At 47.2% G+C, this 24,726-nt stretch carries 25 protein-coding genes; 6 read left to right on the top strand and 19 right to left on the bottom strand.

Translation table 11 applies throughout. The annotated features are described in order from the left end of the window. Positions 1 to 44: 44 nt before the first annotated feature. Positions 45 to 233, bottom strand: coding sequence for a hypothetical protein (locus Q8L79_RS01010; protein WP_305267213.1), 189 nt, complete (start codon positions 231 to 233; stop codon positions 45 to 47). A 437-nt stretch (positions 234 to 670) separates the two neighbouring features. Between Q8L79_RS01010 and zwf the strand changes: the two genes are divergently transcribed. The 4 genes from zwf (at position 671) to gltA (ending at position 6,232) form a co-directional block, all read left to right on the top strand. Continuing rightward, positions 671 to 2,140 carry a glucose-6-phosphate dehydrogenase gene (zwf, locus tag Q8L79_RS01005; RefSeq protein WP_305267211.1) on the top strand — a complete coding sequence of 490 codons (1,470 nt, stop codon included), beginning with the start codon at positions 671 to 673 and terminating at the stop codon, positions 2,138 to 2,140. A gap of 105 nt (positions 2,141 to 2,245) precedes the next feature. Continuing rightward, a complete protein-coding gene (edd, locus tag Q8L79_RS01000; protein WP_305267210.1) occupies positions 2,246 to 4,066 on the top strand; it encodes a phosphogluconate dehydratase in 1,821 nt (606 codons plus the stop codon). Positions 4,067 to 4,093: 27 nt separating this feature from the next. Further along, a complete protein-coding gene (locus Q8L79_RS00995) occupies positions 4,094 to 4,744 on the top strand; it encodes a bifunctional 4-hydroxy-2-oxoglutarate aldolase/2-dehydro-3-deoxy-phosphogluconate aldolase (RefSeq protein ID WP_305267209.1) in 651 nt (216 codons plus the stop codon). Positions 4,745 to 4,933: 189 nt separating this feature from the next. Next, the gene (gene gltA / locus Q8L79_RS00990) at positions 4,934 to 6,232 is read left to right on the top strand and encodes a citrate synthase (protein ID WP_305267208.1); all 1,299 of its coding nucleotides are present in this window, start codon (positions 4,934 to 4,936) and stop codon (positions 6,230 to 6,232) included. A gap of 99 nt (positions 6,233 to 6,331) precedes the next feature. Here gltA and Q8L79_RS00985 read toward each other — a convergent pair whose 3' ends face one another. Further along, complete coding sequence (locus Q8L79_RS00985; RefSeq protein WP_305267206.1) at positions 6,332 to 7,003, bottom strand: alpha/beta hydrolase; 672 nt, start codon at positions 7,001 to 7,003, stop codon at positions 6,332 to 6,334. A gap of 39 nt (positions 7,004 to 7,042) precedes the next feature. Then, positions 7,043 to 7,456: a GFA family protein gene (locus Q8L79_RS00980; RefSeq protein WP_305267205.1), complete on the bottom strand. Its 414-nt coding sequence runs from the start codon at positions 7,454 to 7,456 to the stop codon at positions 7,043 to 7,045. 172 nt (positions 7,457 to 7,628) lie between these two features. Between Q8L79_RS00980 and Q8L79_RS00975 the strand changes: the two genes are divergently transcribed. Together Q8L79_RS00975 and Q8L79_RS00970 are read left to right on the top strand one after the other, a co-directional pair. Beyond that, positions 7,629 to 7,943, top strand: a complete 315-nt coding sequence (locus Q8L79_RS00975) for a DUF3301 domain-containing protein (RefSeq protein WP_305267203.1) — start codon at positions 7,629 to 7,631, stop codon at positions 7,941 to 7,943. A 111-nt stretch (positions 7,944 to 8,054) separates the two neighbouring features. Beyond that, the gene (locus Q8L79_RS00970; protein WP_305267202.1) at positions 8,055 to 8,342 is read left to right on the top strand and encodes a hypothetical protein; all 288 of its coding nucleotides are present in this window, start codon (positions 8,055 to 8,057) and stop codon (positions 8,340 to 8,342) included. Between the two features lie 266 nt (positions 8,343 to 8,608). Here Q8L79_RS00970 and fdxA read toward each other — a convergent pair whose 3' ends face one another. The 16 genes from fdxA to Q8L79_RS00890 all read right to left on the bottom strand — a co-directional run bounded on the left by fdxA (position 8,609) and on the right by Q8L79_RS00890 (position 24,687). Beyond that, entirely contained in the window at positions 8,609 to 8,932 is a 324-nt protein-coding gene (fdxA, locus tag Q8L79_RS00965; RefSeq protein ID WP_305267201.1) for a ferredoxin FdxA, read from the bottom strand. Positions 8,933 to 9,059: 127 nt separating this feature from the next. Next, on the bottom strand, positions 9,060 to 9,746 hold the full coding sequence (locus Q8L79_RS00960) for a hypothetical protein (RefSeq protein ID WP_305267199.1): 687 nt from the start codon (positions 9,744 to 9,746) through the stop codon (positions 9,060 to 9,062). A gap of 57 nt (positions 9,747 to 9,803) precedes the next feature. Next, complete coding sequence (locus Q8L79_RS00955; RefSeq protein ID WP_305267197.1) at positions 9,804 to 10,274, bottom strand: CYTH domain-containing protein; 471 nt, start codon at positions 10,272 to 10,274, stop codon at positions 9,804 to 9,806. 365 nt (positions 10,275 to 10,639) lie between these two features. Next, complete coding sequence (locus tag Q8L79_RS00950; protein WP_305267195.1) at positions 10,640 to 10,846, bottom strand: DNA gyrase inhibitor YacG; 207 nt, start codon at positions 10,844 to 10,846, stop codon at positions 10,640 to 10,642. Next, entirely contained in the window at positions 10,846 to 11,616 is a 771-nt protein-coding gene (gene zapD, locus Q8L79_RS00945; protein WP_305267193.1) for a cell division protein ZapD, read from the bottom strand. Before zapD ends, Q8L79_RS00950 begins: the two co-directional genes overlap by 1 nt. Before the next feature lie 7 nt (positions 11,617 to 11,623). Continuing rightward, on the bottom strand, positions 11,624 to 12,226 hold the full coding sequence (gene coaE, locus Q8L79_RS00940; RefSeq protein WP_305267191.1) for a dephospho-CoA kinase: 603 nt from the start codon (positions 12,224 to 12,226) through the stop codon (positions 11,624 to 11,626). 3 nt (positions 12,227 to 12,229) lie between these two features. Next, positions 12,230 to 13,120: an A24 family peptidase gene (locus Q8L79_RS00935; protein WP_370869847.1), complete on the bottom strand. Its 891-nt coding sequence runs from the start codon at positions 13,118 to 13,120 to the stop codon at positions 12,230 to 12,232. Between the two features lie 123 nt (positions 13,121 to 13,243). Then, on the bottom strand, positions 13,244 to 14,464 hold the full coding sequence (locus Q8L79_RS00930) for a type II secretion system F family protein (protein ID WP_305267188.1): 1,221 nt from the start codon (positions 14,462 to 14,464) through the stop codon (positions 13,244 to 13,246). 2 nt (positions 14,465 to 14,466) lie between these two features. Then, positions 14,467 to 16,179, bottom strand: a complete 1,713-nt coding sequence (gene pilB, locus Q8L79_RS00925) for a type IV-A pilus assembly ATPase PilB (RefSeq protein ID WP_305267186.1) — start codon at positions 16,177 to 16,179, stop codon at positions 14,467 to 14,469. Positions 16,180 to 16,286: 107 nt separating this feature from the next. After that, complete coding sequence (locus Q8L79_RS00920; RefSeq protein ID WP_305267185.1) at positions 16,287 to 19,133, bottom strand: valine--tRNA ligase; 2,847 nt, start codon at positions 19,131 to 19,133, stop codon at positions 16,287 to 16,289. 92 nt (positions 19,134 to 19,225) lie between these two features. Beyond that, positions 19,226 to 19,507, bottom strand: coding sequence for a type II toxin-antitoxin system YafQ family toxin (locus Q8L79_RS00915; protein ID WP_370869846.1), 282 nt, complete (start codon positions 19,505 to 19,507; stop codon positions 19,226 to 19,228). Continuing rightward, the gene (locus Q8L79_RS00910) at positions 19,492 to 19,707 is read right to left on the bottom strand and encodes a DUF2281 domain-containing protein (protein WP_305267182.1); all 216 of its coding nucleotides are present in this window, start codon (positions 19,705 to 19,707) and stop codon (positions 19,492 to 19,494) included. Before Q8L79_RS00910 ends, Q8L79_RS00915 begins: the two co-directional genes overlap by 16 nt. Positions 19,708 to 19,909: 202 nt before the next feature. Beyond that, positions 19,910 to 22,213 (bottom strand): hypothetical protein, encoded by a 2,304-nt coding sequence (locus Q8L79_RS00905; protein WP_305267181.1) that lies wholly within the window; start codon positions 22,211 to 22,213, stop codon positions 19,910 to 19,912. Between the two features lie 3 nt (positions 22,214 to 22,216). Next, positions 22,217 to 22,714, bottom strand: a complete 498-nt coding sequence (locus Q8L79_RS00900; protein ID WP_305267180.1) for a DEAD/DEAH box helicase family protein — start codon at positions 22,712 to 22,714, stop codon at positions 22,217 to 22,219. 40 nt (positions 22,715 to 22,754) lie between these two features. Beyond that, positions 22,755 to 23,189, bottom strand: a complete 435-nt coding sequence (locus Q8L79_RS00895; protein WP_305267178.1) for a DNA polymerase III subunit chi — start codon at positions 23,187 to 23,189, stop codon at positions 22,755 to 22,757. Beyond that, on the bottom strand, positions 23,182 to 24,687 hold the full coding sequence (locus Q8L79_RS00890) for a leucyl aminopeptidase (RefSeq protein ID WP_305267176.1): 1,506 nt from the start codon (positions 24,685 to 24,687) through the stop codon (positions 23,182 to 23,184). Before Q8L79_RS00890 ends, Q8L79_RS00895 begins: the two co-directional genes overlap by 8 nt. Positions 24,688 to 24,726 lie beyond the last annotated feature (39 nt).

Raw genomic sequence — 24,726 nt, 5'->3', positions numbered from 1 at the left:
AAGCCCGATGTGGCATAACGCCTTGGCATGAGCATAATGGCCGTTCAGTTCAATACACGGATATTCATGAGGGCCGTCTCCTCTTCCAACTGCTGTTTGATGGGTGCAAATTTTTCATTCTCGCTTTGTTTGACCATTGCAATGACGATCAATAAAGTAATTATTGTGCCGCTAACGTACAGCCAGAATTTGTCTTTTATTTGTACTTCTTCTATTTGGGCTTCTTTGCTCATTTTTTTATACCTCTTGTTGGTTTAAATCATCAATGGATGCGCCAAGGTTGATATGAAAATTATGGCTTCATCAATGTTGGGGTTGCTTTCTCCTGATAAACTACTTCACCTTGACATTTTTGAGCGATCGGCAATTTCGACCGCCAGGTTGTGATGCATGTCGGCAGTCGTGCGACGCTTAAAATATTCTCTTTTTGTGATAGTAGCGGATCAATACTATAAAAGAAGCTTGAGAAAGCTGTCAACTAAATATCGATTCGATACGATATATGCATATCAAACTGTTTAGCCTTCTTTAAACCTAAAGTAACAGGCTCAGCGCTAAGGCTGTATCCAGAACTGCATCCTGAAGCAAATTCTGCGATAATAAGCCTAAGTTTTCCGCCTATAAAGTGCCGGACTGATGTCGGCATAACTATTTATTCAACAACGCATCTATGAACGAAAAAACAACATTTAAACCTTGTGACCTGGTTATCTTTGGCGCTTTGGGTGATTTATCCCGCCGCAAGTTGCTTATTTCCCTGTATCGACTTGAAAAAGCCAATTTGATCGAAGTCGATACCCGCATCATCGGCATAGATCAACACGAGAGCGATAGTTCAGGATTTGTCGGGACTATTCATAACAGTTTGCAAGAGTTTTTAAATGAGACCCTTGATGAACAAATATGGGCGCGGTTTTCGGCACGGTTTTCCTACCTGAAAATAGATTTAACTCAACTGGATCAATACCAGCTGTTGAATACCGCCATTAACGGGCAATCCAGGGTTATGGTGAATTATTTTGCCGTCGCTCCTTTCTTGTTTACCAATATTTGTCAGGGACTGGCCAAGTGCGGGGTTTTGAATGAAGAATCGCGCATGGTGATGGAAAAGCCGATAGGCCACGATCTTAAATCGTCAAAAGAAATTAACGATGCCGTTGCCGAGGTGTTCAGCGAAAAACAGGTCTATCGTATCGATCATTATCTGGGCAAGGAAACAGTACTTAATTTATTGGCGTTGCGTTTTGCCAATTCCATTTTTACTACCAACTGGAATCACAACACCATCGATCATATTCAGATTACCGTCGCTGAAGAAGTTGGTATTGAAGGGCGCTGGGATTATTTCGATAAAACCGGCCAGCTGCGTGACATGCTGCAAAATCACCTGTTGCAGATTCTGACCTTTGTGGCGATGGAACCGCCGGTCAATCTGGAGGCACACAGTATACACAATGAGAAAATAAAGGTTCTTTCTTCGCTACGGCCCATTACTAGAGAAAATGTCGCACAAAAAACCGTTCGTGGGTTGTACACGGCGGGAGAGCTCAAGGGTAAGCAGGTGCCGGGCTATCTTGAAGAAGAAGGCGCTAATACTGAGAGCACTACGGAAAGCTTTGTCGCCGTGAAAGTGGCTATTGATAACTGGCGCTGGGCCGGCGTGCCGTTTTACTTACGCACCGGAAAACGCATGAAATATAAACGTACTGAAATCGTCGTTAATTTCAAGCAACTGCCGCACAATATCTTTAAGGAAAGCTTCGAGGATCTGCCGTCGAATAAGCTCATCATTCATTTGCAGCCGAATGAAGGCGTGGAAATTCAGGTGCTCAACAAAATACCGGGCATTGACGAAAACATTAAGCTGCAAAAAACCAAGTTGGATTTGAGTTTTTCCGACACCTTTAAAAACAGCAAGATTTTCGGCGGGTATGAGAAATTGGTGCTTGAAGCGATGCGCGGCAATCCCACGCTGTTTCTGAGCCGCGAGGAAATCGAACAAGCCTGGACCTGGATCGATTCGATACAGGATGCCTGGGCGCATACCAATGCCGCGCCAAAACCGTACCCGGCCGGTACCTGGGGGCCTGCTGAGGCGGACGAATTAATTGCCAGGGACGAAAGAGCTTGGGAAGAATAATGTAGAGGCAATCCCTTGTGGTTGCCGCTGATAGGGTATAGGCCAAAAGGGCAGGCACAAGGCCGGCCCCTACGATGCGCATCAATTAACTGAAAAGGAACAACTATGCATACTGTATTAGAAAAAGTGACTAACGAAATTATTGAACGCAGCCGCGAAACCCGCTCAGCCTATCTGGCGCGAGTTGATGCGGCAGCGAAGAAAGAGCCGCACCGCGGCGAGCTGGCTTGCGGCAATTTGGCCCATGCGTTTGCCGCTTGCGGAGCCGGTGAAAAAAGCGATTTAACCGGACATAAAAAAGCCAACATCGCCATTATCTCTTCTTATAACGATATGTTGTCGGCGCATGAACCGTACAAAGATGCGCCGTCGTTGATCAAGGCCGCCATTAAGGAAGCCGGCGGCGTTGCCCAATTCGCCGGCGGCGTACCGGCTATGTGCGATGGGGTCACGCAAGGCCGCCCCGGCATGGAGCTGTCGTTGTTCAGTCGCGATGTGATTGCGATGGCGACGGCCGTGGGCTTAAGTCACAACATGTTTGACGGCGCGCTGTACTTGGGCGTCTGCGACAAGATTGTGCCGGGATTGTTGATCGGCGCGTTGAGTTTCGGTCATTTGCCCGCCGTGTTCGTACCGGCCGGACCGATGCCCAGCGGTTTGCCCAATAAGGAAAAAGTGCGTATCCGCCAGCTTTACGCCGAGGGTAAAATCGGCCGTAAAGAACTGCTGGAGTCCGAGTCTGCGTCCTATCACAGTGCCGGTACCTGTACGTTCTACGGCACCGCCAACAGTAACCAGATGATGGTTGAGATTATGGGGCTGCATCTGCCGGGCAGTTCATTTATCAATCCTTACACGCCATTGCGCGATGAACTGACTAAAGCCGCAGCCAGACAGGTTTTAAAGTTTACTGCGCTGGGCAATGATTTCCGTCCGATTGGACATGCGATCGATGAAAAAGCGATTGTGAACGCCATTGTCGGCTTATTGGCAACGGGCGGATCCACCAATCACACGATTCATCTGGTCGCCATTGCGCGTGCAGCGGGTATCATTATCAATTGGGATGATTTTGATAAGCTGTCCAGAGCGGTACCGTTGTTAACTCGTATTTATCCGAACGGTCAAGCGGACATCAATCACTTCCAGGCCGCCGGCGGCATGGGCGTATTGATTGCCGAACTGTTAAAAAACGGTCTTTTGCATGAGGATATTCTGACAATAGCAGACGAGCGCGGCATGAGTCATTATCATCAGGAGCCCAAGCTGGTTGACGGTAAGTTAATCTGGGAACCTTGCCCTGAAGCTTCTTTGGACGCGGACGTTATCAGTACTGTCGCCAAGCCTTTTGCAGCCGGTGGCGGCTTGCATGTGATGCACGGCAATTTGGGACGCGGCGTATCCAAAGTTTCTGCGGTAGCGGAAAAACACCAGATCGTTGAGGCGCCTGCGATGGTCTTTGACGATCAGGACGATGTGGTTGCGGCCTTCAGACGCGGCGAAATGGAGAAAGATGTTATTGTGGTGCTCCGCTTCCAGGGGCCGAAATCCAACGGTATGCCTGAATTGCACAAATTGACGCCGCCTCTGGGTGTATTGCAGGATAAAGGCTTTAAGGTCGCGCTGGTGACGGATGGACGGATGTCCGGCGCTTCGGGTAAAGTACCCTCAGCTATCCACATGTGTCCTGAATGTGAAGAGGGCGGGCCGTTGGCGAAAGTGCGCACCGGTGACATTATTCACTTGAACACCCAAACCGGCGAGGTCAATGTGCAGGTAGATACGGATGAATTTAATGCCCGCATTCCGGCAGCAAATAGCGCCAAGGGCCATCATTTCGGCATGGGCCGCGAATTGTTCGGCGCTTTCCGTCTGGGTGCGTCTTCTGCTGAAACTGGCGCTACCAACCTGTTTGTCGCCGACTAATAACTATAAAAAAATTGGTAAAAACTAATGATTAAAAATAATTGGAAAATTCAACCTGATGAAGTTTTAAACGCCGGTCCGGTAATGCCTGTAATGGTCATCCAGAACTTGGAAGACGCCGTTCCATTGGCGCAGGCCTTGGTCGCAGGCGGCATTAAAGTGTTGGAAATTACACTGCGTACTCCCATCGCACTTGATGCGATCAGACTTATCAGCCAGGAAGTTAAAGACGCCATTGTCGGTGCAGGCACTATTACTACGCCCGAGCAATTAAAAGCGGCGGAAGATGCCGGCGCTGTTTTCGCCATTAGTCCCGGATTAACACCGAAGCTTTTAGCGGCTGCCAAGACTGGAAATATAGCATTGATTCCAGGTATATCAACGCTGTCGGAGCTGATGTTGGGCATGGAGTATGGGTTGGATCATTTCAAGTTCTTTCCGGCCGAAGCGGCAGGCGGCATACCGATGCTGAAATCTATTGCAGGGCCTATTCCCAATGTGACTTTTTGCCCGACCGGCGGCATTTCTCCGGAAAACTACAACAGTTATTTACAGTTAAGCAATGTTGCCTGCGTTGGCGGATCATGGTTGGTGCCTGCGGATGTGATAAAATCAAAAAACTGGGCTAGAGTGACTGAACTGGCAAAACAAACTATAGATAGAGTGATTTCGGTTTAATAGCGCATTTATGTTGTCACTGATATGACTGCGTGGATGCAGGAGCAATTGCCGAGAATGAAAGATTTTTCGGAATTTGTTATTGTATAAGCAAATATCACACTCAATTGGCCGGCTAAACTGTGAACTTCGCAATTTAGCCGGCCTTCTGATGACGCTACAGCCCCTGTTTCAAAACTGAGAAAAACCATGACTAAATTGCGCAGTGTTACCTTAAATGAGAAAACTCAGTCTTTATGTGAGTTGCCTATTTTATCTGGAACTACGGGCCCCGATGTAATAGATATCCAATCACTGTATCAACAGACCGGCATGTTTACCTATGATCCCGGATTTACTTCCACGGCTAGTTGCAGTTCATCGATAACGTATATCGATGGTGAAAAAGGGATATTGCTTTATCGCGGTTATCCTATTGAACAACTTGCAGAACATTGTACTTTTTTGGAGGTTTGCTATCTGTTGCTGAATGGCGAATTGCCTAACACTGATGAAATGCAGCAGTTCGAAAGCACCATAACCATGCACACGATGGTGCATGATCAACTGACCAATTTTTTTAAAGGATTTCGTCGAGATGCTCACCCGATGGCCATTATGGTCGCTGTCGTTGGTGCGTTGTCAGCGTTCTATCATGATGCGCTGGACATTAAATCTAAAAAGGATCGTGATCTGAGCGCTATCCGCCTGATTGCCAAAGTACCGACCATTGTGGCAATGTGTCATAAATACAGTACCGGCTTGCCGTTTATGTATCCGCAAAACAAGCTGAGTTACGTTGAAAATTTTATGCGGATGATGCTTGGTACGCCGTGTGACGACTTCGAGCCTAATCCGGTATTGGTCAAAGCACTGGACAGAATCTTGATCCTGCATGCCGATCATGAACAAAATGCATCGACATCGACAGTGCGTTTAGCGGGCTCCAGCGGCGCTAACCCTTATGCCTGCATTACTGCCGGGATCGCCTGCCTTTGGGGGGCTGCTCATGGCGGCGCCAATGAAGCTGTTCTCAACATGCTTGAGGAGATTGGCGATGTCTCGAATATCAATAAGTTTATCAACAAGGCCAAGGATAAAAGCGATCCGTTCAGGCTGATGGGCTTCGGCCATCGGGTTTATAAAAATTACGATCCGCGCGCCAAATTAATGCGCGAAACCTGTCATGAAGTGCTCACCGAGCTTGGCCTGCATGACGACAAGATATTTAAACTGGCGCTGGAGCTGGAGCGCATTGCTCTTGAGGACGAGTATTTCATCGAGAAAAGACTTTACCCGAACGTCGATTATTATTCGGGCATCGTGTTGCACGCATTAGGCATTCCCAGCAACATGTTTACCGCCATGTTCGCAATGGGTCGAACCGTGGGCTGGATTGCCAATTGGGATGAAATGATAGCGGATCCGGATCAAAAGATAGGGCGGCCAAGGCAGCTTTATACCGGCACAACAAGACGCGATGTACCGCAGCATATTAAAAAGGGTTAGATCGTCCGCAAGATCAGAGCTGATTAGGGCTCAAGTCCCGGTAAAGGCAGTCTTTGCCGGGCGGTTGCAAAGAATGAATTTATCAAGCATGACTGTTCGTCATATAAAAATTGCATTCATAAACGCCGAAATATGTTCGATTTCTTCAACGCAAAGTCTATGTTCCATCAGGTAATCATGCCATTCAATATTGTAGTCCAGTGACTTTAGTTTATCGAATGCGGCCTTACCGGATTCAACCGCTACGATAGGGTCAATGATGCCGTGGGCCATAAATATCGGCGTATTGTTGTTGGCGGCTGAACGCTCGGTTTTTAATTGATTGATGGTTGGTAAATAAGTCGACAATGCGACAATTCCGGCCAGTTTGTGTGGGTGCCTTAGTCCTGCATGAAGTGCGATTACCCCCCCTTGAGAAAACCCTGCCAATAAAATATTTGTCGATGGAATACCCTTGTCAAGTTCCTGTAAAATCAGAGGTTCAATCAAGCCGGCTGATTGATAGATGCCGTCAATATCGACTTTGCGTTCCAGCGACATATCTAAAATATCGTACCAAGAGCGCATGGACATTCCACCATTGATGGTAACAGCCTGAACAGGGGCATTGGGAAAGATAAAATGGATATTCGCTTCTGCGGTTAAATGCAGTTCGGGAATAAGACTTTCAAAATCATGACCATCCGCGCCTAATCCATGCAGCCATATCACAGAATATTTATGCGCTGCTTCAGGTTGTATTTCGATAGTGCTAAGTTGTCCGGAATTCATAAATTCTCCAAGATAAATAAAAATTGCAGGTAGCTTAACTTAATGCCAGGGATTACCGTCAAATTTTGGTAAATTAGGGTTCATATAGTCCCATGGTTGGGCATCCGTCACCCAGATGTCTTTTTGCGGATGAAAAATACCGGGATCATCAAGCGTTGCGGCGGCGACCGGCCTTATGTCGATAAAGGCGCTGTTCCTGCCAAACAGGGAGGTTCCGCATTCGGGGCAAAAAGCGCGGTAAACCGTGTGGCCGCTTGCCGCAATGGTTGGGTATTCTTTATAGTTTCCGGTTATGGCGAGGGCTGAGGTTGGAACGAACATGCCTGCAAAATAGGGTGCTCCAATAGCTTTTTGACAGGTTCGGCAATGGCAGTTGAAGCCGCCGATGGGTTGGGCTGAGATTTCATATCTGACTGCGCCGCAAAGGCAACCGCCGGTAATGGGAAGTTTCATTTTTTCTCCTTTGACTACATGGGCAGTAATTACTCCTGTATTCCTTATCTCCTGCACCTTCCACGGGAATGTGGCGAGTGCAGTAGCAATTACCGAGCATGTTTGTCGGTAAATCTTAGTACAATAGCGCAGACATGCCTAAACTCTGTTTAACACCACTAAAACATAAACAATGTTGGATGATCTTATTTTAATAGCTTTATTGCTGAGCGCATACCTATACTGGTTTAACGGGCAGCAGGCGAAAGAAGTTGCGCTTAGGGCTGTCAGGGCGAATTGCCTGGATCTGGACGTCCAGATGCTGGATGAGTATGTCGCTTTAAACAGCATCCGGTTGAAAAGAGATCACGCCGGAAAAGTACGGGTGCGACGGGTATTTTTATTTGAATTTTCTTCAACCGGAAATGAACGTTATAACGGCGTTTGCATTATGTTGGGACGAGGAGTCGAATCCATTCAGATGGAGCCGTACCGGTTTGATGGTTGAATGGACAGATGTGTTGCATAACGCCATCAGTAGTATGCGCTTTAGGCGATGCAGGAGCAGCGTAGCGGTGTGCCGAAAAATGCTGAAGAAATGATTTTTGTGGAGGATTAAATGAATAAATGTTCAGTATGTGGTCATGAACGTAATGACCGCGATATGAAATGTCCTGAATGCGGCAGTTATTATTCAAAAATTGCCGAGATTATTGCCGAGCAGGAAGCGCAGGAGGAAATGCAAACATTTCGTGGGCAATGCAAAAGAATCCTTAACTCGGATGATATTAAGCATGAACTGCTGGCCGAATTGAGGCTGATAAGGTCGAGGTTGACTAAGAGAGGAATGTTCGCGCTTTTTGTAATTTTTGTCTTTGTGTTTGCTTTAGTCGTTTCTGTCTTGTAGTCCTGTGGGATGGGCATGCTGTTTATGTTCGACATTCCCATTTTTCATGGGGGGGGTTTGATTCGTCCATAACCAGTTCGTCATCCGATGCCGGGCAACGAAAAGCAGTTGCCCGGTGACTCGGAGTCTTTATCTTGTGATGTATCAGACGAAAGCGGTTTTTGTGTGCGTGTCCTTCAATTTTTGCTGTCGCGCTGTATCTATCCGCCTGGTCGTTCTTATCAGAGTTCCAGGCATAAAGGATAAATGGCTGGAACAAATTTTACTTATTTTTCCAATAGATCGAGTTTACCTTCTTTACCATTCCACTCATCAGCATCAGGTAAGGGTGGTTTTACATCCGTAATAACAGGCCATTGTTTAGCTAGTTCTGCATTTAATGCGATAAAATTTTCTTGTCCTTCCGGCAATTCATCTTCTGCAAAAATTGCGTTGGCAGGGCATTCAGGTTCGCATAGCGTGCAATCTATACACTCATCTGGATCAATAACCAGAAAGTTAGGGCCTTCACGAAAGCAATCTACAGGGCATACATCTACACAATCAGTAAATTTGCATTTAATACAGTTTTCGGTGACTACAAAAGTCATAATTATTACCACGAAAGTTAGTTTTTTAATTTAGGGCGTTATTCTAGCAGAAAGCATTACATGATTGAATCTTGAGTTTGTTAAAGGTGTCATTTAGCAGGATCGGATACGATTGCGGATATAAAGCTTACCTTGCGCTTGCCGAATTAAATACAGACAAAAATATGCTTTTTTCGCCGTTGATTTTCCGTTTTTGAGTATTTTGTAAGGCGAGTCTTGCTTCCGCTTTTAGCTGATTATCAGCATAAAGCTGTTCAGCACGGACTGGAGCAGCGGCTGCTTTTTCCAAATAAATGGCCGCATCGTTAAATTTATTATGTAACAACAGAAATTCGCCGTAAAAATAATTGGCATCAATGCCGTCAGGATTGATTTTAAGTGCGGTTTCCAGCATTTGCTTGGCGGCATCGTCATCGCCAAATGAGATAGGCCATTTGGGTGCCCTGTAATAAAGCGTGCCTAAAGTCACATAGGCTGCCCCGCCCATGGTTTTCGGGTTGATTTTAATGACTTTGATCAGTAAATCACGCGCCTCATGAATGGCGCCAAGCGCAGAAAAAGCATCTTGTTGATCGGCATAAGTCGCTTTCAACACGGCCTGCCAGAAAACGGGTTCGGCGGCGTTCGGGTATTGTCGGGCTAAGTTGGTGATTCTATCGAGCAGTTGAGCATAAGCAGGCCCTTGCTTGCTTTTGGGCGTGCTGTAGTAAATAGAAGCCCATTCAGCTTCAATGTTTTTTAAAGAGTCTTCAAGGTTCTCTGCAAAACATTGAATCGATAGTAGCAATAAAACAACAAAAACTAATTTTTTCATGTGGAAAATATAAAACAAAACTCATTATATTTCAATATATCTATGAAATATATAGTCTTAATGCCATTCTGAATACGGATGGATTGCGAGATTGTTGTTGTAATAACGCAAATCGTCGGTAACTTCCAAGCCTAACCAGAGCGGTTTTGAAAAAGATTGTCCTGTTTCGTTTAATTCAATTTCAGCAACTATCAATCCCTGATTGTCACCTTCAAACTCATCTATTTCCCAAAGATTGGCGTCATCAGTAACGAAATGACGGATTTTTTCGATTAATGGCTTTCTGCAAAGATTATCCAATATCTCGTTTGCATCAGTCATCGGAATTTCATATTCGTATTCATGCCGGTGAGTACCGATAGTCGCAGTTTTTATATTCAACCACGCATGGTCATTACTGATTCGCACTCTGATTGAGCTGGTTGCCTGAGAGCTTAAATAGCCTTGCCGATATTTTACCGAACGGCTAACGTGTTTGCGCCAGTCATCGTTGGCGAGCAAAAATTTATGTTCTATTTCTATAGCCATGATTAGATTTCCTTATAGTGGCTGCCGATAGGGCAGGTTTAGTCTTTTTTGGTATACGTGTATGAAAAATTGCCCAGCGGTAACGATAGCCGCAAGAGGAGCGTTAGTTTTGTGTGCTAAGTCAATTGAAGGAAAGAGAACTATAAAATTACTTTGTAATGCAAGAATATTCAAGAGGCGGGTGTGACCGCACTGCAAAACCGAACTTAAGTATTTTTTAGATGAGCTCGATAGACGCCGGTCCTGTTTTGACCGGTAACCTGGGCTATTTGAAGTATAAATATATAGTTTCGTACGATTTGTAGCCGGGCGTATCTTGTCGTCCCGGGCAATGTTTCTACAGGTCCAGGTAGGCGATCACCCGGTTAATGAAAGAAAGTATCGTCCTCACTATCGCTTTCCAGCGACACTGATTGTCCGGGAATCCTCTTTTCTTCCATTGCCCATTCTCCCAGGTCAGTCAATTTACAACGTTCGGAGCAGAATGGTTTGGATTGCTGTTCAGGAACCCAAGGCACAGAACATCCGCAGTTGGGACATTTTACAATGAGCGGTTTGTTGGATGACGACATTAGAAAAGGCAGCAGGTTAAGGAAAAAGGAATGTCATCAGGGCTTTGTGTCGGACGTTTGTTGTCGGAAGATGGCGCCATGAACCGGATGGTGCAACGGTGTTTGCCGCCGCTGATTTCTGCAAAGCAGTGTATGGATTTGTCCAGGCTTATTTTAAGCAGTTGGTGAGGTTGGTTGGTGTCCAGCAAAAATTGAAAGAAGCCTGCTTCAGCAACCTCTTGAGTAGGCGAGCTGCAATTACGAATAAAATTAAGAATCAGGTCAATTGCAATACGAATGTCGGCAAAGGGCTTGCTCCAGTGTTCCAGGTCTTTTAGCCGGGTGGCTTCATCCTGTTCCAGCCAATAATGAAATTCAGGCAAATCGAAGGAGCAGGTACCACCAGGGATGGAACTGCGTTGAGCTATGCTCTGGAATAGGTCGCTTTCCATGACACGGGTACCGATCTTGCCGTTAGTGGCATAGAGTTTTTTACTGGTTTCATTTAATTGGTTAAGTAGTTCTTCCAGTTTTTGGGTATCGACGCTCTGATTATGGGCAATTTTATTTAGCACCTTGGCATGGCGATCCAGCTCTTTCAGTATTTCTGATTTCAGATCATTGCGTCTGAAAATTGTCATGATATCGAGCAGCACATTAATAGCGGCGCGTTTATCGGCAACGGTCTCTCCCGTTAAAAAATGACTGAATTGTTGGAAAAGCTGTTCTAACCGTATGAAAACCCGGATGCGTTCATTGAGTGGAAATTCATAGGTAATAGTGGTGTTCACAGACAAGTTAATCCCGGCAAGCGCTTAATGAAAGATATAAATTGTGCAGTTTTTTTACCTGTTCTGCAAGTCTATAATCAGCCGTTGAGTTATCAATGAAGTCATCGGCTTTTGCTTTTCTGTATGCACGCGATACTTGATTGTCAATTATGGATTGTATTCGTTCAGTGGTCAGGTTATCCCGGATTTTAACCCGTTCAATCTGTGTTTCAACAGGACAGTCGATAACCAGTATCCGGTCGACAAGATGAGTCATGCCAGTTTCGAATAATAATGGAATACTTATGATGCAGTAAGGAGCGTTCAGCTGTTCAAGTTCTGCTTGTATCGCTTTATAGATTAAGGGATGAAGTATCGATTCAAGTTTCTGTTTCTGCTTGGGGTCGGAAAAAACTATTTCTCTGAGAGTTTGTCTATTTAACGAGCCGTCCGGGTTAAGAATGGCCGTGCCAAACTCCTGTTGTATTTGAGCCAGTGCAGGTTGTCCTTTTTCGACCAGCCGATGGGCTATTTCATCAGCATCAAGCACCGGGATATTTAAGTCAGCGAAAATCCTGGCAACAGTCGATTTGCCGCAGCCTATGCCGCCGGTTAATCCGACTTTCAACATGCCTTATAGGCCTACGGAGGTTAAATAGAGTTGGTTGAGGTCATTGCCCCATAATAATGCGATCCATCCCGCGGCAGCTAGATAGGGACCGAAAGGGATAGGGACGTTATGATCGTGTTTGACAAAAATGATCATGCTTACGCCAATAACCGCACCAACCAGCGATGATAATAAAATAATAATCGGTAGGTATTGCCAGCCGAGCCAGGCACCGAATAAAGCCAGCAATTTGAAGTCGCCATAGCCCATGCCTTCTTTGCCTGTTGCCAGTTTAAACAGATGAAAGATAGCCCAAAGAGCAATATAGCCGGCGACTGCGCCGATGATGCTGGCGTGAGCATCGGCAAATACATTAAACAGGCTTAGACACATCCCCAGCCAAAGTAAGGGAAGGGTGATGGAGTCAGGTAGTAACTGATGGTCAATATCAATAAAAATTAACGCAATCAGCGACCAGGTCAGTATCAGAGCAAAAACAGCTTGAGGTGTGTAGCCAAAATGCCAAGCCACTATGATTGAGGCCAGTGCGGTGAAAGCTTCTACTATCGGATAACGCATTGAAATGCGACAGTTGCATTTTGCACATTTACCTCTTAAAAAAAGGTAGCTGATGACTGGAATGTTCTGGTAAGGCTTGATGGGCGTATTGCAGCCGGGACAGCGGGATAAAGGGAAAACTAGGTTGAAGGGTTCCTCGGCAACCGCTGCTGTATTCATGTCGTTGCCGGACTGCACAGGTTCCGGCTCGATTTGCAGATACTCCAGGCATTCCCTACGCCATCCTCGTTGCATCATGATCGGTAATCTGTAGATAACAACATTGAGAAAACTGCCGACAAGCAAGCCGATAACACCGGCCAGAGCCGAAAATAGGACAGGTATATTTAAAATCATACTAAGCTGTTGCATCTGTTTTTTGATGAAGTGAGCGCTCCATGGCGGGAGCGTTGATGAATACGGTATTTGAGAGTAATTATTCCTGCATAAGCAGTCGTGTCTAACCAGTAGCGTACAACGTTACTTAATAGCTGCACCCATTTTAAATATCGGTAAATACATTGCGACAATCAGGCCGCCGACCAAAATGCCTAAAACAACCATGATGAAGGGTTCCATTAAACTGCTCAAATTATCGACAAGATTATCGACTTCCTCATCAAAAAAATCGGCAACTTTTAACAGCATAGAGTCCATAGAGCCTGATTCCTCTCCGATAGCCACCATCTGTATCACCATATTGGGCCAAAGATTTGCCTGCTGCATGGCAAATTGAAGCCGTTGGCCGGTTGCCACCTCATCGCGCATTTTTAAAACGGCTTCGGCGTAGACAATATTGCCGCAGGCTCCGGAAACTGACTCCAGTGCCTCTACCAAAGGTACCCCGGCTGCCGACATGGTTGCCAAGGTTCTGGCAAATCGTGCGATTGCAGACTTATGTAAAATCAGGCCGACTACCGGTATTTTTAGCAGGGTTTTATCAAGGAAGTGATTGAATTTCTTTGAGCGTTTTTTAAAATAGCCAAATGTGTAAACGATGCCGACAACAATGCCGACAACAATATACCACCATGCCTGCATCCACTCAGACATGGCGACAACCATTTTAGTGAAAGCCGGCAGGTCGGCGCCGAAGCTTTTGAACATGTCGGAAAATACCGGTACCACAAATATCAAGAGGATGGTGGTGACGATGAAGGCGACGACTATTACCGCGATCGGATAGGTCAGAGCCTTTTTGATCTTTTTCTTCATCGACTCGGTTTTTTCTTTATAGGTGGCGATTTTATCCAGCAGTGTTTCTAATACCCCTGCCTGTTCACCGGCTTCAACCAAGTTACAAGTTAATTCATCAAAATACAGCGGTCTTTTGTTAAGCGCTTGGGCTAAGGTGTCGCCGCCTTCAATATCAGTTTTGATGCCCATGAGCAGAGCCTCCATGCTTGGATTATCGTGGCCTTTGCCGACAATATCGAATGACTGAACCAACGGTACGCCCGCTTTAAGCATGGTGGCTAATTGCCTGGAAAAAACGGCTATGTCGCCCGGCGTGATAGCCTGGATTTTTTGAGTGAATAGCGGCTTGGGTTTTTTCTTGAATTTAATAACGCGATATCCCTGCCGCCGCAGTTCAGTTTTTGCAATGATTTCGCTTTTTGCAGAGATGATTCCTCCGGCTTTCTTTTTATTTTTATCGGTTCCCGCCCAGACGAAATCTATTTGTTCAGTTTGCTCTGCCATATTTATTCCTTGGTGATGCGATCAATTTCTTCCAAGCTGGTCATGCCCATCCGCACTTTGTTTAACCCTGACCTGCGTAAATCATTAAAACCTTCGGCCAGAGCGCACTCTGCCAGCTGATCGGTATTCCCCCCGTTTAGTATCAGTGAGCGCATTTTGTCAGTGAGCGTCAGGACTTGATAAACACCGACTCGACCCTTGTAACCATTGGTACAGTACTCGCAGCCTACCGCACTGAATATTTTAAGGTCGTGCAACTCTTCTTGTTTAAAACCGGCAGCAAGGAGGACTTTATCGGGAAAGTCGGCGGGGACTTTGCAATGTTCACATAGCCGTCGGCCTAAACGTTGCGCCATAATTAAATTGACCGCTGCAACGATATTGAAGGCGGGGATGCCCATTTGCAGGAGGCGGTTTAAGGTTTGCGGCGCATCGTTAGTATGTAAGGTCGATAGCACCAAATGGCCTGTTTGTGCGGCTTTGACGGCGATTTCGGCGGTTTCCAAATCACGAATCTCACCCACCATGATAATGTCAGGATCTTGCCGCAAAAAGGCGCGTAAAGCACTGGCGAAGGTCAGGCCGGCTTTGGGATTCATGTTGACCTGATTGATGCCCTCTACGGTAATTTCCACAGGGTCTTCGGCCGTGGAAATGTTGCGCTCCATGGTGTTGAGGATGTTTAGCCCCGTGTAGAGCGTAACCGTTTTACCGCTACCTGTTGGTCCCGTTACCAGCACTAAGCCGTAGGGTTTGTTAATAGCCTCAAGAAATATTCGTTGCTGTTCAGGCTCAAAACCCAGTTTTTCGATACCCAGCTGAGCACTGGTAGGGTCCAAAATACGCATTACGACCTTTTCACCGAACAAGGTAGGGCAGGTGTTTACCCGAAAATCAATCGCACGGTTTTTGGATAAGGTCATTTTGATACGGCCGTCTTGCGGAACCCTGCGTTCAGCAATATCCATTTTAGACATGACCTTGATGCGGGAGACAAGTCTGCCAGCGATGCTGGCGGGTGGCGTGGCAACCTGACGGAGTATGCCATCCGATCTATAGCGGATACGGAAGATTTTTTCGTAGGGCTCCATGTGTATATCGGAGACCCCTTGCTTTATGGAGTCCAGCAGTATTTTGTTGACGTAACGAACAATGGGGGCGTCATCAATATCCGAGTTAATATCGGCTTTAGTGGTATCTTCTTCGCCGCCGGTGATTTCCAGGTTGTCCAGATCCTCATCAAGCATATCAGTCATTGATGTATCGGCGGCCTCTAAGGAGGCTTCAATGGCTTTGATAAGTTTGTCTTCTTCAACCAGAATGGCTTCGGGGTTAAGGCGGCTGTGAAACTTGATGTCATCCAGAGCGCGAAAGTCGGTCGGGTCTGATACCGCGACAAACAGTGTTTTGCCTCTGGCGAACAGGGGCAGCGCATGGCATTTTCGGATGAGCTTTTCACTGACCAGATTGATAGGGAGTCTACGGAAGTCAATTGCATCCAGGTCAAAAAAAGGCATGCCAAATTCTTGTGAGGCTTGAGATGCCAAGACTTTGCTGCTAATCAGTTTATTGGTAACAAGATAGTGGATTAACGGGACTTGTTTTTTTTGTGCTTCCTGGCTATGAATTTGCGCATCACTCTCAGTTAGCAAGCCTTTTTCAATCAAGCACCGTGTAAGGCCACTAAATTGTAAATTCGTTGATGCGGTATTCATAGGATGATTACTTTGTCAGTTGTTTAAATAAATATAGATTAAAAAGGTACAAGGTACAAGGCTAAAGGGGCCGCTTACCTTTACCTTGCGCCTTTTGTCGGTCTTTCTTACAGTGCCCGTATTTTACGTTGCTGTTCTTCGAGCTTGTTAAGCATTGAACGTAAATCAGCCAGTTTGGCTTTTTCTTTATCAATAACTTCGTGAGGCGCTTTATCGACAAATGCCGGGTTATTTAATTTGCCTTCGACTCTGGGCAGGTCGTTATTGACTTTTTGTATCTCTTTTTCCAGTCGTATCAGTTCCGCTTCCTTGTCGATTAAGCCCGCCATTGGAATCAGGATTTGCATCTCGCCAACCAGCGCCATTGCTGATTCCGGTGCAACTTCAGTACTGTTTAACCAGATTATCGATTCCAGCTTAGCCATTTTTCGTAAATAAATCAGGTTGTTGTCCAGGCTTTGTTGGTCAGTATACGAGCCGTTTTGCAGTAACACCGGCAGCGGTTTGCCCGGAGAAATATTCATTTCGCCGCGAATACGGCGTACACCCAGGATAAAGTTCATTACCCAGTTGGTTTCGGCGATGGCTTTACTATCGATTCGCGCTTCATCTGCTACCGGATAAGGCTGCAACATGATGGTATTTGCCTGCGCCGCGCCAGCTCCCGGCTGGCCTGCGGCATACACACCATCCCCAGCGATAATACCGGCTAGAGGTGCAACGCGTTGCCAGATCTCTTCGGTAATAACCGGCATGATCGGATGCGCCAAACGTAAAATCGACTCCAGAACTGTCAGCAGGGTTTTGCGCGTACCGCGTTGCAATGCCTTATCACTCGATTGCAGGGATATTTTTGCCAGCTCCAGATACCAATCGCAGTATTCATTCCAGGTGAATTCGTAAATGGCTTGCGCCGCCAGGTCAAAACGGTAATTATCAATGGCGGTCGAGGTCACAGCCGTTACCTGATGCAGACGGGACGTAATCCAGCGATCCACTTGGCTGTATTTACAAGGTGCGTCGGATAAACCGTTATCCTGTTCCTCTGTATTCATCAGCACGAAACGCGCCGCGTTCCATAGTTTGTTGCAGAAATTGCGGTAACCTTCGGTGCGGGCAAGGTCAAAGCGGATATCGCGACCGGTGGACGCTAATGAAGCAAAGGTAAAACGCAAGGCATCGGTGCCGTAAGACTGAATGCCGTCCGGGAAATGTTTGCGCGTATCCTGCTCGATTTTCTTTGCCAAATGCGGCTGCATCATGCCGGAAATACGTTTTGCAACCAAAGCTTCCAGTTCTATGCCGTCGATGATATCAATCGGGTCGAGCACATTGCCTTTGGATTTGGACATCTTTTGTCCTTCCGCATCGCGGACCAAGCCGTGGATGTAGACTTCCTTAAACGGCACGGCGCCCTGGAATTTCAGTCCCATCATAATCATCCTCGCCACCCAGAAGAAAATGATGTCAAAGCCGGTCACCAGTACGCTGGTCGGATAATGCTTGGCCAGTTCGTCAGTGTTTTCCGGCCAACCCAGTGTGGAAAAAGGCCATAAGGCGGAAGAAAACCAGGTATCCAGCACATCTTCATCCTGCTTAAGCGCATAGCCGGCGGGCAGGTTGTGTTTTTCCCGGATGTCCTGCTCAGAGCTCCCGACGTAAATATTGCCCAGCTCGTCATACCAGGCCGGGATGCGGTGACCCCACCAGATTTGCCGTGAGATACACCAGTCCTGAATATTGCGCATCCAGTCGAAATAAGTGTTTTTCCAGTTGTCGGGGACAAACTTGATGTCGCCGTTTTCAACAGCGGCAATCGCAGGTTCCGCCAACGGCGCGACCTTGACATACCACTGGTCGGTCAACAGCGGTTCGATAACGCTGTTGGTGCGGTCGCCGCGCGGCACCATCAACTTGTGATCGGCGATTTTTTCCAATAAACCTTGCGCATCGAGATCGGCGACAATCTGTTTGCGCGCTTCAAAGCGGTCAAGGCCTTGATATTGAACGGGGACTAACTCATCGGTACAGATGCTCGCGTCGACGGTTAAAATATTAATCAAGCCGCCATGCGGCAAATCCTGAATAACCGAAGTATGGCGGTGGCGCGTCCAGACTTCGTAATCGTTAAAATCATGGGCTGGCGTGATTTTGACGCAGCCCGTACCGAATTCAGGATCGACATACTCATCGGCAATAATCGGAATGCGGCGGCCCGTTAGCGGCAGTTCCACAAATTCACCGAGCAAATGTTTATAGCGCTCATCGTTGGGATGAATCGCGACTGCGGCATCGCCCAGCATGGTTTCAGGACGGGTAGTTGCAACAATCAAATGCCCATGGCCGTTCGACAGCGGATAACGCAAATGCCACATGGAACCGTTTTCTTCTTCCGACAATACTTCCAGATCGGAAACAGCGGTATGCAGCACAGGATCCCAATTGACCAAGCGCTTGCCGCGATAAATCAGGCCCTCTTCATATAAGCGTATGAACACTTCCTGCACCGCATCGGACATGCCGTCATCCATCGTGAAGCGCTCCTTTTTCCAGTCCAGCGAAGAGCCCATGCGCCGCAACTGGCGGGTAATCGTGCCGCCGGATTCTTCCTTCCATTCCCAGATTTTTTCGATAAATTTTTCCCGGCCATAATCATGACGGGTTTTTCCTTCCGCATTGCACAAACGTTCTACCACCATTTGCGTGGCAATACCCGCATGATCGGTGCCCGGCTGCCACAAGGTGCTGTAGCCTTTCATCCTGTGGTAGCGGGTAAGCGCATCCATGATGGTGTCCTGAAACGCATGGCCCATGTGCAAGCTGCCGGTAACATTGGGCGGCGGAATCATGATGCAATAGGATTCACCCTCCGACTTGGCCGCAAAATAGCCTTTTTCTTCCCAGGTTTGATACCAGCGTTGTTCAATTGAATGCGGGGCGTATGTTTTTTCCATGGATGGGCTCTATTTTTGTAAAAGATTATCGTTTGTTGGTAGGGGAGGCTAAAAGGCGTACATTAACAATCGCATAAATGATGCGTCGATTCCTAAAATAACTCGCTATGCGAACCTGTCCTGACTAAAATCAATTTATCGTCTGGCAGATGATAAATAAGTAACCAGTCTGGTTTTATGTGGCATTCCTTATAAGTTTGCCAATGACCCGTTAAATCATGCGCTTGATTTTTCACGGGAAGCGGTTTATTAGAAGCCAAGGACTCAACAACCGCTAACAAATCATCGATTTTATAGCGACCGGAATGCTTTATTTTCTTTAAGTCCTGTTTGAACTGGGAAGTTTGTACAACTTCTCTCACGCATCGCTCCATTGCTTTTTCAGGTCATCCAAACTGACCGCTTCATATTCACCACGTTCTGCGGCTTGCATTGCTTTTATGGTGGTTTCGTTGGGTGTTTTTTCCAAGTTGAGTTGCTTGAATTTTAAAAACTCTACGAATTGCAAAACCTCTTGAGCTAAAGGTTCTGGAAGCGCTTTTACATCTTGATAAACTTTTTCTGCTGTGTTCATTTTGTATACCTCAAGGTGTTCTAGTGGTGTTTGCCGGAAACGCCGGTTCTCGCAGCCGCTCGAACCGGCTTATTCCGGCCTACAAAGCTTATAAATATATTGTATCGTTTCCACGGCAACCGTGGGAGTGATAACTTCGATAATTAAAAAGCAATAAACAGTTCTTGCCGAGCTGGGGCTCGGCGTTCCCAAGTTGGGTGAATTATAACTTTATATCGCCATAATCTTTAACCGGCGCTCGAAAAGTGGCATTGGTTTGTTGATAATCTCCCGGCGTTTCCTTGACTTCGTAGCGTATGTCACCGCCAATTTCGGCGTGTATGCCCAAGGCCGCAAAATGTTTAACCGCACATAGGATTTTACTGCGCTCGTGTTCGGTGAGTGCTTTATCGTCGTTGATGTCATTGGTGCTTTTGGTCTCGATGACAAAATACAGTTCTTTATCGCCAGGGATGGTGTGTATGCCGCTAGCTCGTAAGGAACGAGCGCGGCCATCGGCATCGCTGTTTTTAAGGCTGCGCTGTTTTACCACTAATCCAAAATCCGGTCGGTAGTATTCGCCAATGGGCGTGGGTATTTTGTAGAACTCAGGCAGTTTCAGCAGGCAGACGACTTTCGGGTCGTTGTCGGCATTATGGGCAAATTCATGTTCCGGCCGGGAATCCGCATCGCAAATGGCATAATCGTAAATGCCTTTGTTGGGCGTTGGTTCAACCGGCGAGTAGGTATGAATTACCTCTTTGAACAGTTCCAATGGAAAGCTGTCGCCAGTTTCATGATAACTGAGGGTGCGCAGCATTTCCGCCAGTTCAATGCGTTTGAGCGCTTTACTGGCTTGTTGGATAAATAGCGGCGGATTGCGCAGTATTTGGGCTTTGTTGTCCAACGCCTTGATGATCCTGAATACCATGCTGTAGCTGAGCGAGGTGTTTTCGCTGATTTGTTCGACAATATCCGCCGCCGAGTAACTGGCTTTAAGCTGGGCGATTTCCCGACCGATTTCCTCGCCTTTGCCTTGGATGTCTTGCAGCTCCTTGATGCGGGTCAGGCGTATTTCGGCTTCGTAAGAGGCTATTTTTATTTTGCCCAGTTCCTGTATGCCGCGGTTGATGATTTCCGCTTCATCAAAGCTAACCGTGTATTGGGTTTTTCTTGCCAAGGTCTTCCAGAAGTTGCGGAAACTGTCGCTGTTAAACCGCGTTTCATGCCGGGTCAGTTTGTTTTGCTTCTTGTTGCCTTTGCTGTTTTTACGCAGGGGCGGTTTTTTGCCGTCTATGCCGAATTCGTCCGCCAATTGCGCCTGATATTGCAAGGCGAAGGTTTCGTAAGTTTCATTGGGGATCAGGGTTAGCACATTGATCTCATCGTCGGCGTCGTCGCTGGCCGGATCGTAAATGCGCTGGCCTTGCTGGTTAACGCAGATACGCAGGCCCCGGCCTATTTCCTGGCGTTTTTTGATTTCGCTGTAGGTCTGGTTAAGCGTGGCAATGTTGAAAATGTTGGGGTTGTCCCAGCCGACGCCCAGCGCGGAATGCGAGAAGATGAATTCGACCGGATTGTCCAGCGACAACAGTTGTTGCTTGTCTTTGAGGATCAAATCGTAGATTTCCCGGTTCTTGAGCATGGCGCTTTCGTTGTCGGTAAATTCGCCCTTGCCGGTACGCGCAAAATAATAGCCTTGTACGGCTGTAATTTGTTCGGGACTGGCTTGCTTGCCGGTGCGCTCCTGGTGGACGCGCTGATATTCTTCGGCAAACAGTTGTTTTATCAGCGGCTCGGCACCGATGTAATTATCGACTTTGTCGATAAAAATAAGCGCCAGGCATTTGATGCCGCGCGGGCTGAGTTTTTGCTGTTTGTTAAAATGGCTGTCAATTAGCCAGTACAGTTGTTGACGGAATATGCCGCTTATGTCGCCCTGGCGCTGGTTTTGTTCTATTTCTACGCCGTTGCTGAAATGGATTTTCCAGTTTTTATCCCGCAAGCCCTTGTAGATGCGCTCTACGGTAAAGTCCTGGTAGCTGATGTTGTTGGTTATCGCGCCCAAATTATCGCCGACTTTAAGCCATTTGCTGGGTTTAAGCGTAAAGCCCGTTTTGAGGTTATGCCAGAGGCTGAGTTTGGCTTTTGGGTCTTGCCCTGCTTGCGCCTGAATCTCCTGCAACTCTATTTTCAGCAGGGCTTCGTCGTTGATTTCCGCAACCGAGAGCACTTCTATTTTCTTCACCAGACCTTCGGCGTAAGCATCGTAAGGCGTCAGCCGATAAAGCCGGTTGATGATGCGTTTGTGGGTGGCCGAATAGCGAAACACAAAAAGAGGCGTCAAAGTGTTCAGGCGTTTTTGCGCCAAGTCGGTGTCCATGCCTTCTTGCGGTTCGTCCATGATAATGATGGGGCGGGTTTGTCCCAGGGCTTCAAGATAGCTAAAACCGCCGATGCTGTCATCCCGGCCCGGTTGATTGAGTATGCGGTCTTCTGCGGTGAAGGCCTGAACGGTGGTCAGCATGATTTACGGCTGATCGTCGTTGATAAAGTGTTTGAGTTGATTCAGGCGCTTGCTGTCGTATTCGAACCAGTGGATGTTATGCTGATAATGGTCTTTAAGTTGCCCGGCAAAACTTTCCAGCGTGTTGATGATGCCTTCTTTTACCGCGATGGATGGCACGAGGATGATGAACTTGGTGTAACCGTATTCTTTATAAAGTTCGTACAAGGTGCGGATATAAACCAGTGTTTTTCCGGTACCGGTTTCCATTTCGATGCAGATTTGTGGCTCTTCGCTTAAGGTGGCCTCGTTTTCTGCAAGGGCGTTTTGTTGCAGGATGCTAATTTTATTTTTGTGCAGCAGCTCCGGGCTGAGCAGACACTGGTTCGGGGCGATGTCGATGACATTGGATTGGGATAGCAGCGTACGCTCAGAGACATTCCTGCTTTGGCCTTTGAAAAGCTGAACCGCGCTTTGTATGGCATTGTTTTGATAAAGCAGGTCTTCAAGCTGAAGTTGCATTGTATTCCTTGTTTTGCGCTAAATGTTGAAAAGGCGGGCTTTACTGCCAATCTTTATGCGTAGTAACCGTCATGCCTGACTGTTGGTATTGGCGATAACGGTTTCTACCTGCTTCTTTGGTAGTCTCGCTATTATCCAGTATTTCGAGAATACGCTCGGTTTGCGATCCTACGGCAGGATAGCGTGAAGACAGATTGAACAGGACTTTTTGCCAGTGTTCAGGCGCATTCAGGGAGCCGATTAAAATGACTTTTTCAAGCTCGGGCAGTTCGCCCGTGTATATCTGGTGCGGAATAAAACTGCCTGGCCTGAAGGTCCAGAGCAGGTCGTCTATAATCTGGCTTTGTTCGGCAGAATCGGTCAGCACATAACAAAAACTGCCGCTACGATAGGCTTTCTCGATCAGTTTGCAGGCGAAAAAATACCTGTCCTGTAACGATTCCGACGGCAGTATGTAAAAGCTGACTTCAGCCACTTATATTCTGTGAAGGTTGCGCCCGGTTAATTAGATATTGGCTTAATAGCGGCACGGGGCGGCCGGTCGCGCCTTTGGTTGGGCCGGTGCGCCAAGCCGTGGCGGCAATGTCCAGATGCGCCCAGCGGAATTTTTCGGCAAATCGTGCCAAGAAGCAGGCTGCGGTAATGGTGCCGCCATCTTTGCCCCCGACATTGGCCATGTCGGCGAAATTGGATTTAAGTTGTTCCTGGTATTCTTCCCAGAGCGGTAAACGCCAGATGCTGTCGTTGGCGGTCTCGCCAGCCGCTGTCAGTTCATTGCACAAAGTATCGTCGTTGCCGAGCAGGCCGCTGGCTACACGGCCTAAAGCGACTCCGCACGCACCGGTCAGCGTGGCAATATCTATCACTACCTCGGGGTTGTAGTGTTCCGCATAGGTTAAGGTGTCGCAGAGCAGCAGGCGGCCTTCGGCGTCGGTATTTAAGATTTCAATGGTTTTGCCTGACATGCTGGTCACAATATCGCCCGGCTTATTGGCGTCACCATCGGGCAGGTTTTCCGACGAAGGAATCAGGCCGATAATATTCAGCGGCAGCTGCATTTGCGCTACGGCAAGCAATGTTCCCAGAACAGTCGCGCCGCCGCACATGTCGTATTTCATTTCATCCATGCCGGGCGCCTGTTTTAATGAAATGCCGCCCGCGTCAAAGGTGAGCCCCTTGCCGATCAGCACGATAGGCCTGGCGTTTTTCTCGCCACCTTGATAATCCAGAGTGATTAATTTTGCGGGTTGACGGCTGCCGCGCGAGACGGACAGAAAGGCGCCCATGCCCAGTGCCGTCATGTCGGATTCTTCCAGTATTTTAACGGTTAGGCCTGCGTATTTTTTGCCCAGTTCAATTGCCTGTTCGGCAAGATAGGCCGGTGTGCAGATATTACCGGGTAAATCGCCAAGATATTTGGTCAAATTCATGCCTTCGGCAACAGCCTTGCCTTGCAATAAGCCGGAGTGCGCTAAAGCACGTTCGTTTTCCGTAGCAGCAATGGAAATTTTTTCAATCTTGCTTTCTGTTTCTTTATCGGACTTTGTGTGGGTAAATTGATACGCGGCATCGTTAAAAACTTCGATAATTTGTTGAGATTTCCATTGCCGGTCGCGGTCTGTAACATCGCATTCCGCCAGGCAGCAGACGACCGATTTTATTTGCGGCTTTTTCAGGCTATTGATGGCAGCCAGCAAGGCTTTTTTATAGTCCTTGCCGGATAAAGGCTTGTTCTCACCCAATCCAACCAGCAAAATACGCTCAATCTTGCTGTCTGGAATGGCGTTTATTAACACGGTTTCGCCATTTTTTCCGCTCAGGTCGCCGCGGTTGACGATGTTGCTTATAAGTCCATGGGTACTGTTGTTAAGCGCAATTGCCGACGGACTGAGTTGGCGGTCTTGATAAACGCCGACAATAATACAATCACATTGCAGTTCTTCTAATGGCGCGGTTTCTATTGAATAGTCCATAACTTAACTCGGTTATTTGTTGAATAGAGCATTATCTTG

Origin of the sequence: Methylobacter sp., assembly GCF_030680395.1 — a bacterium.
GTDB lineage: Bacteria > Pseudomonadota > Gammaproteobacteria > Methylococcales > Methylomonadaceae > Methylobacter_A.
This window is presented reverse-complemented; position numbering and strand designations above follow the sequence as displayed.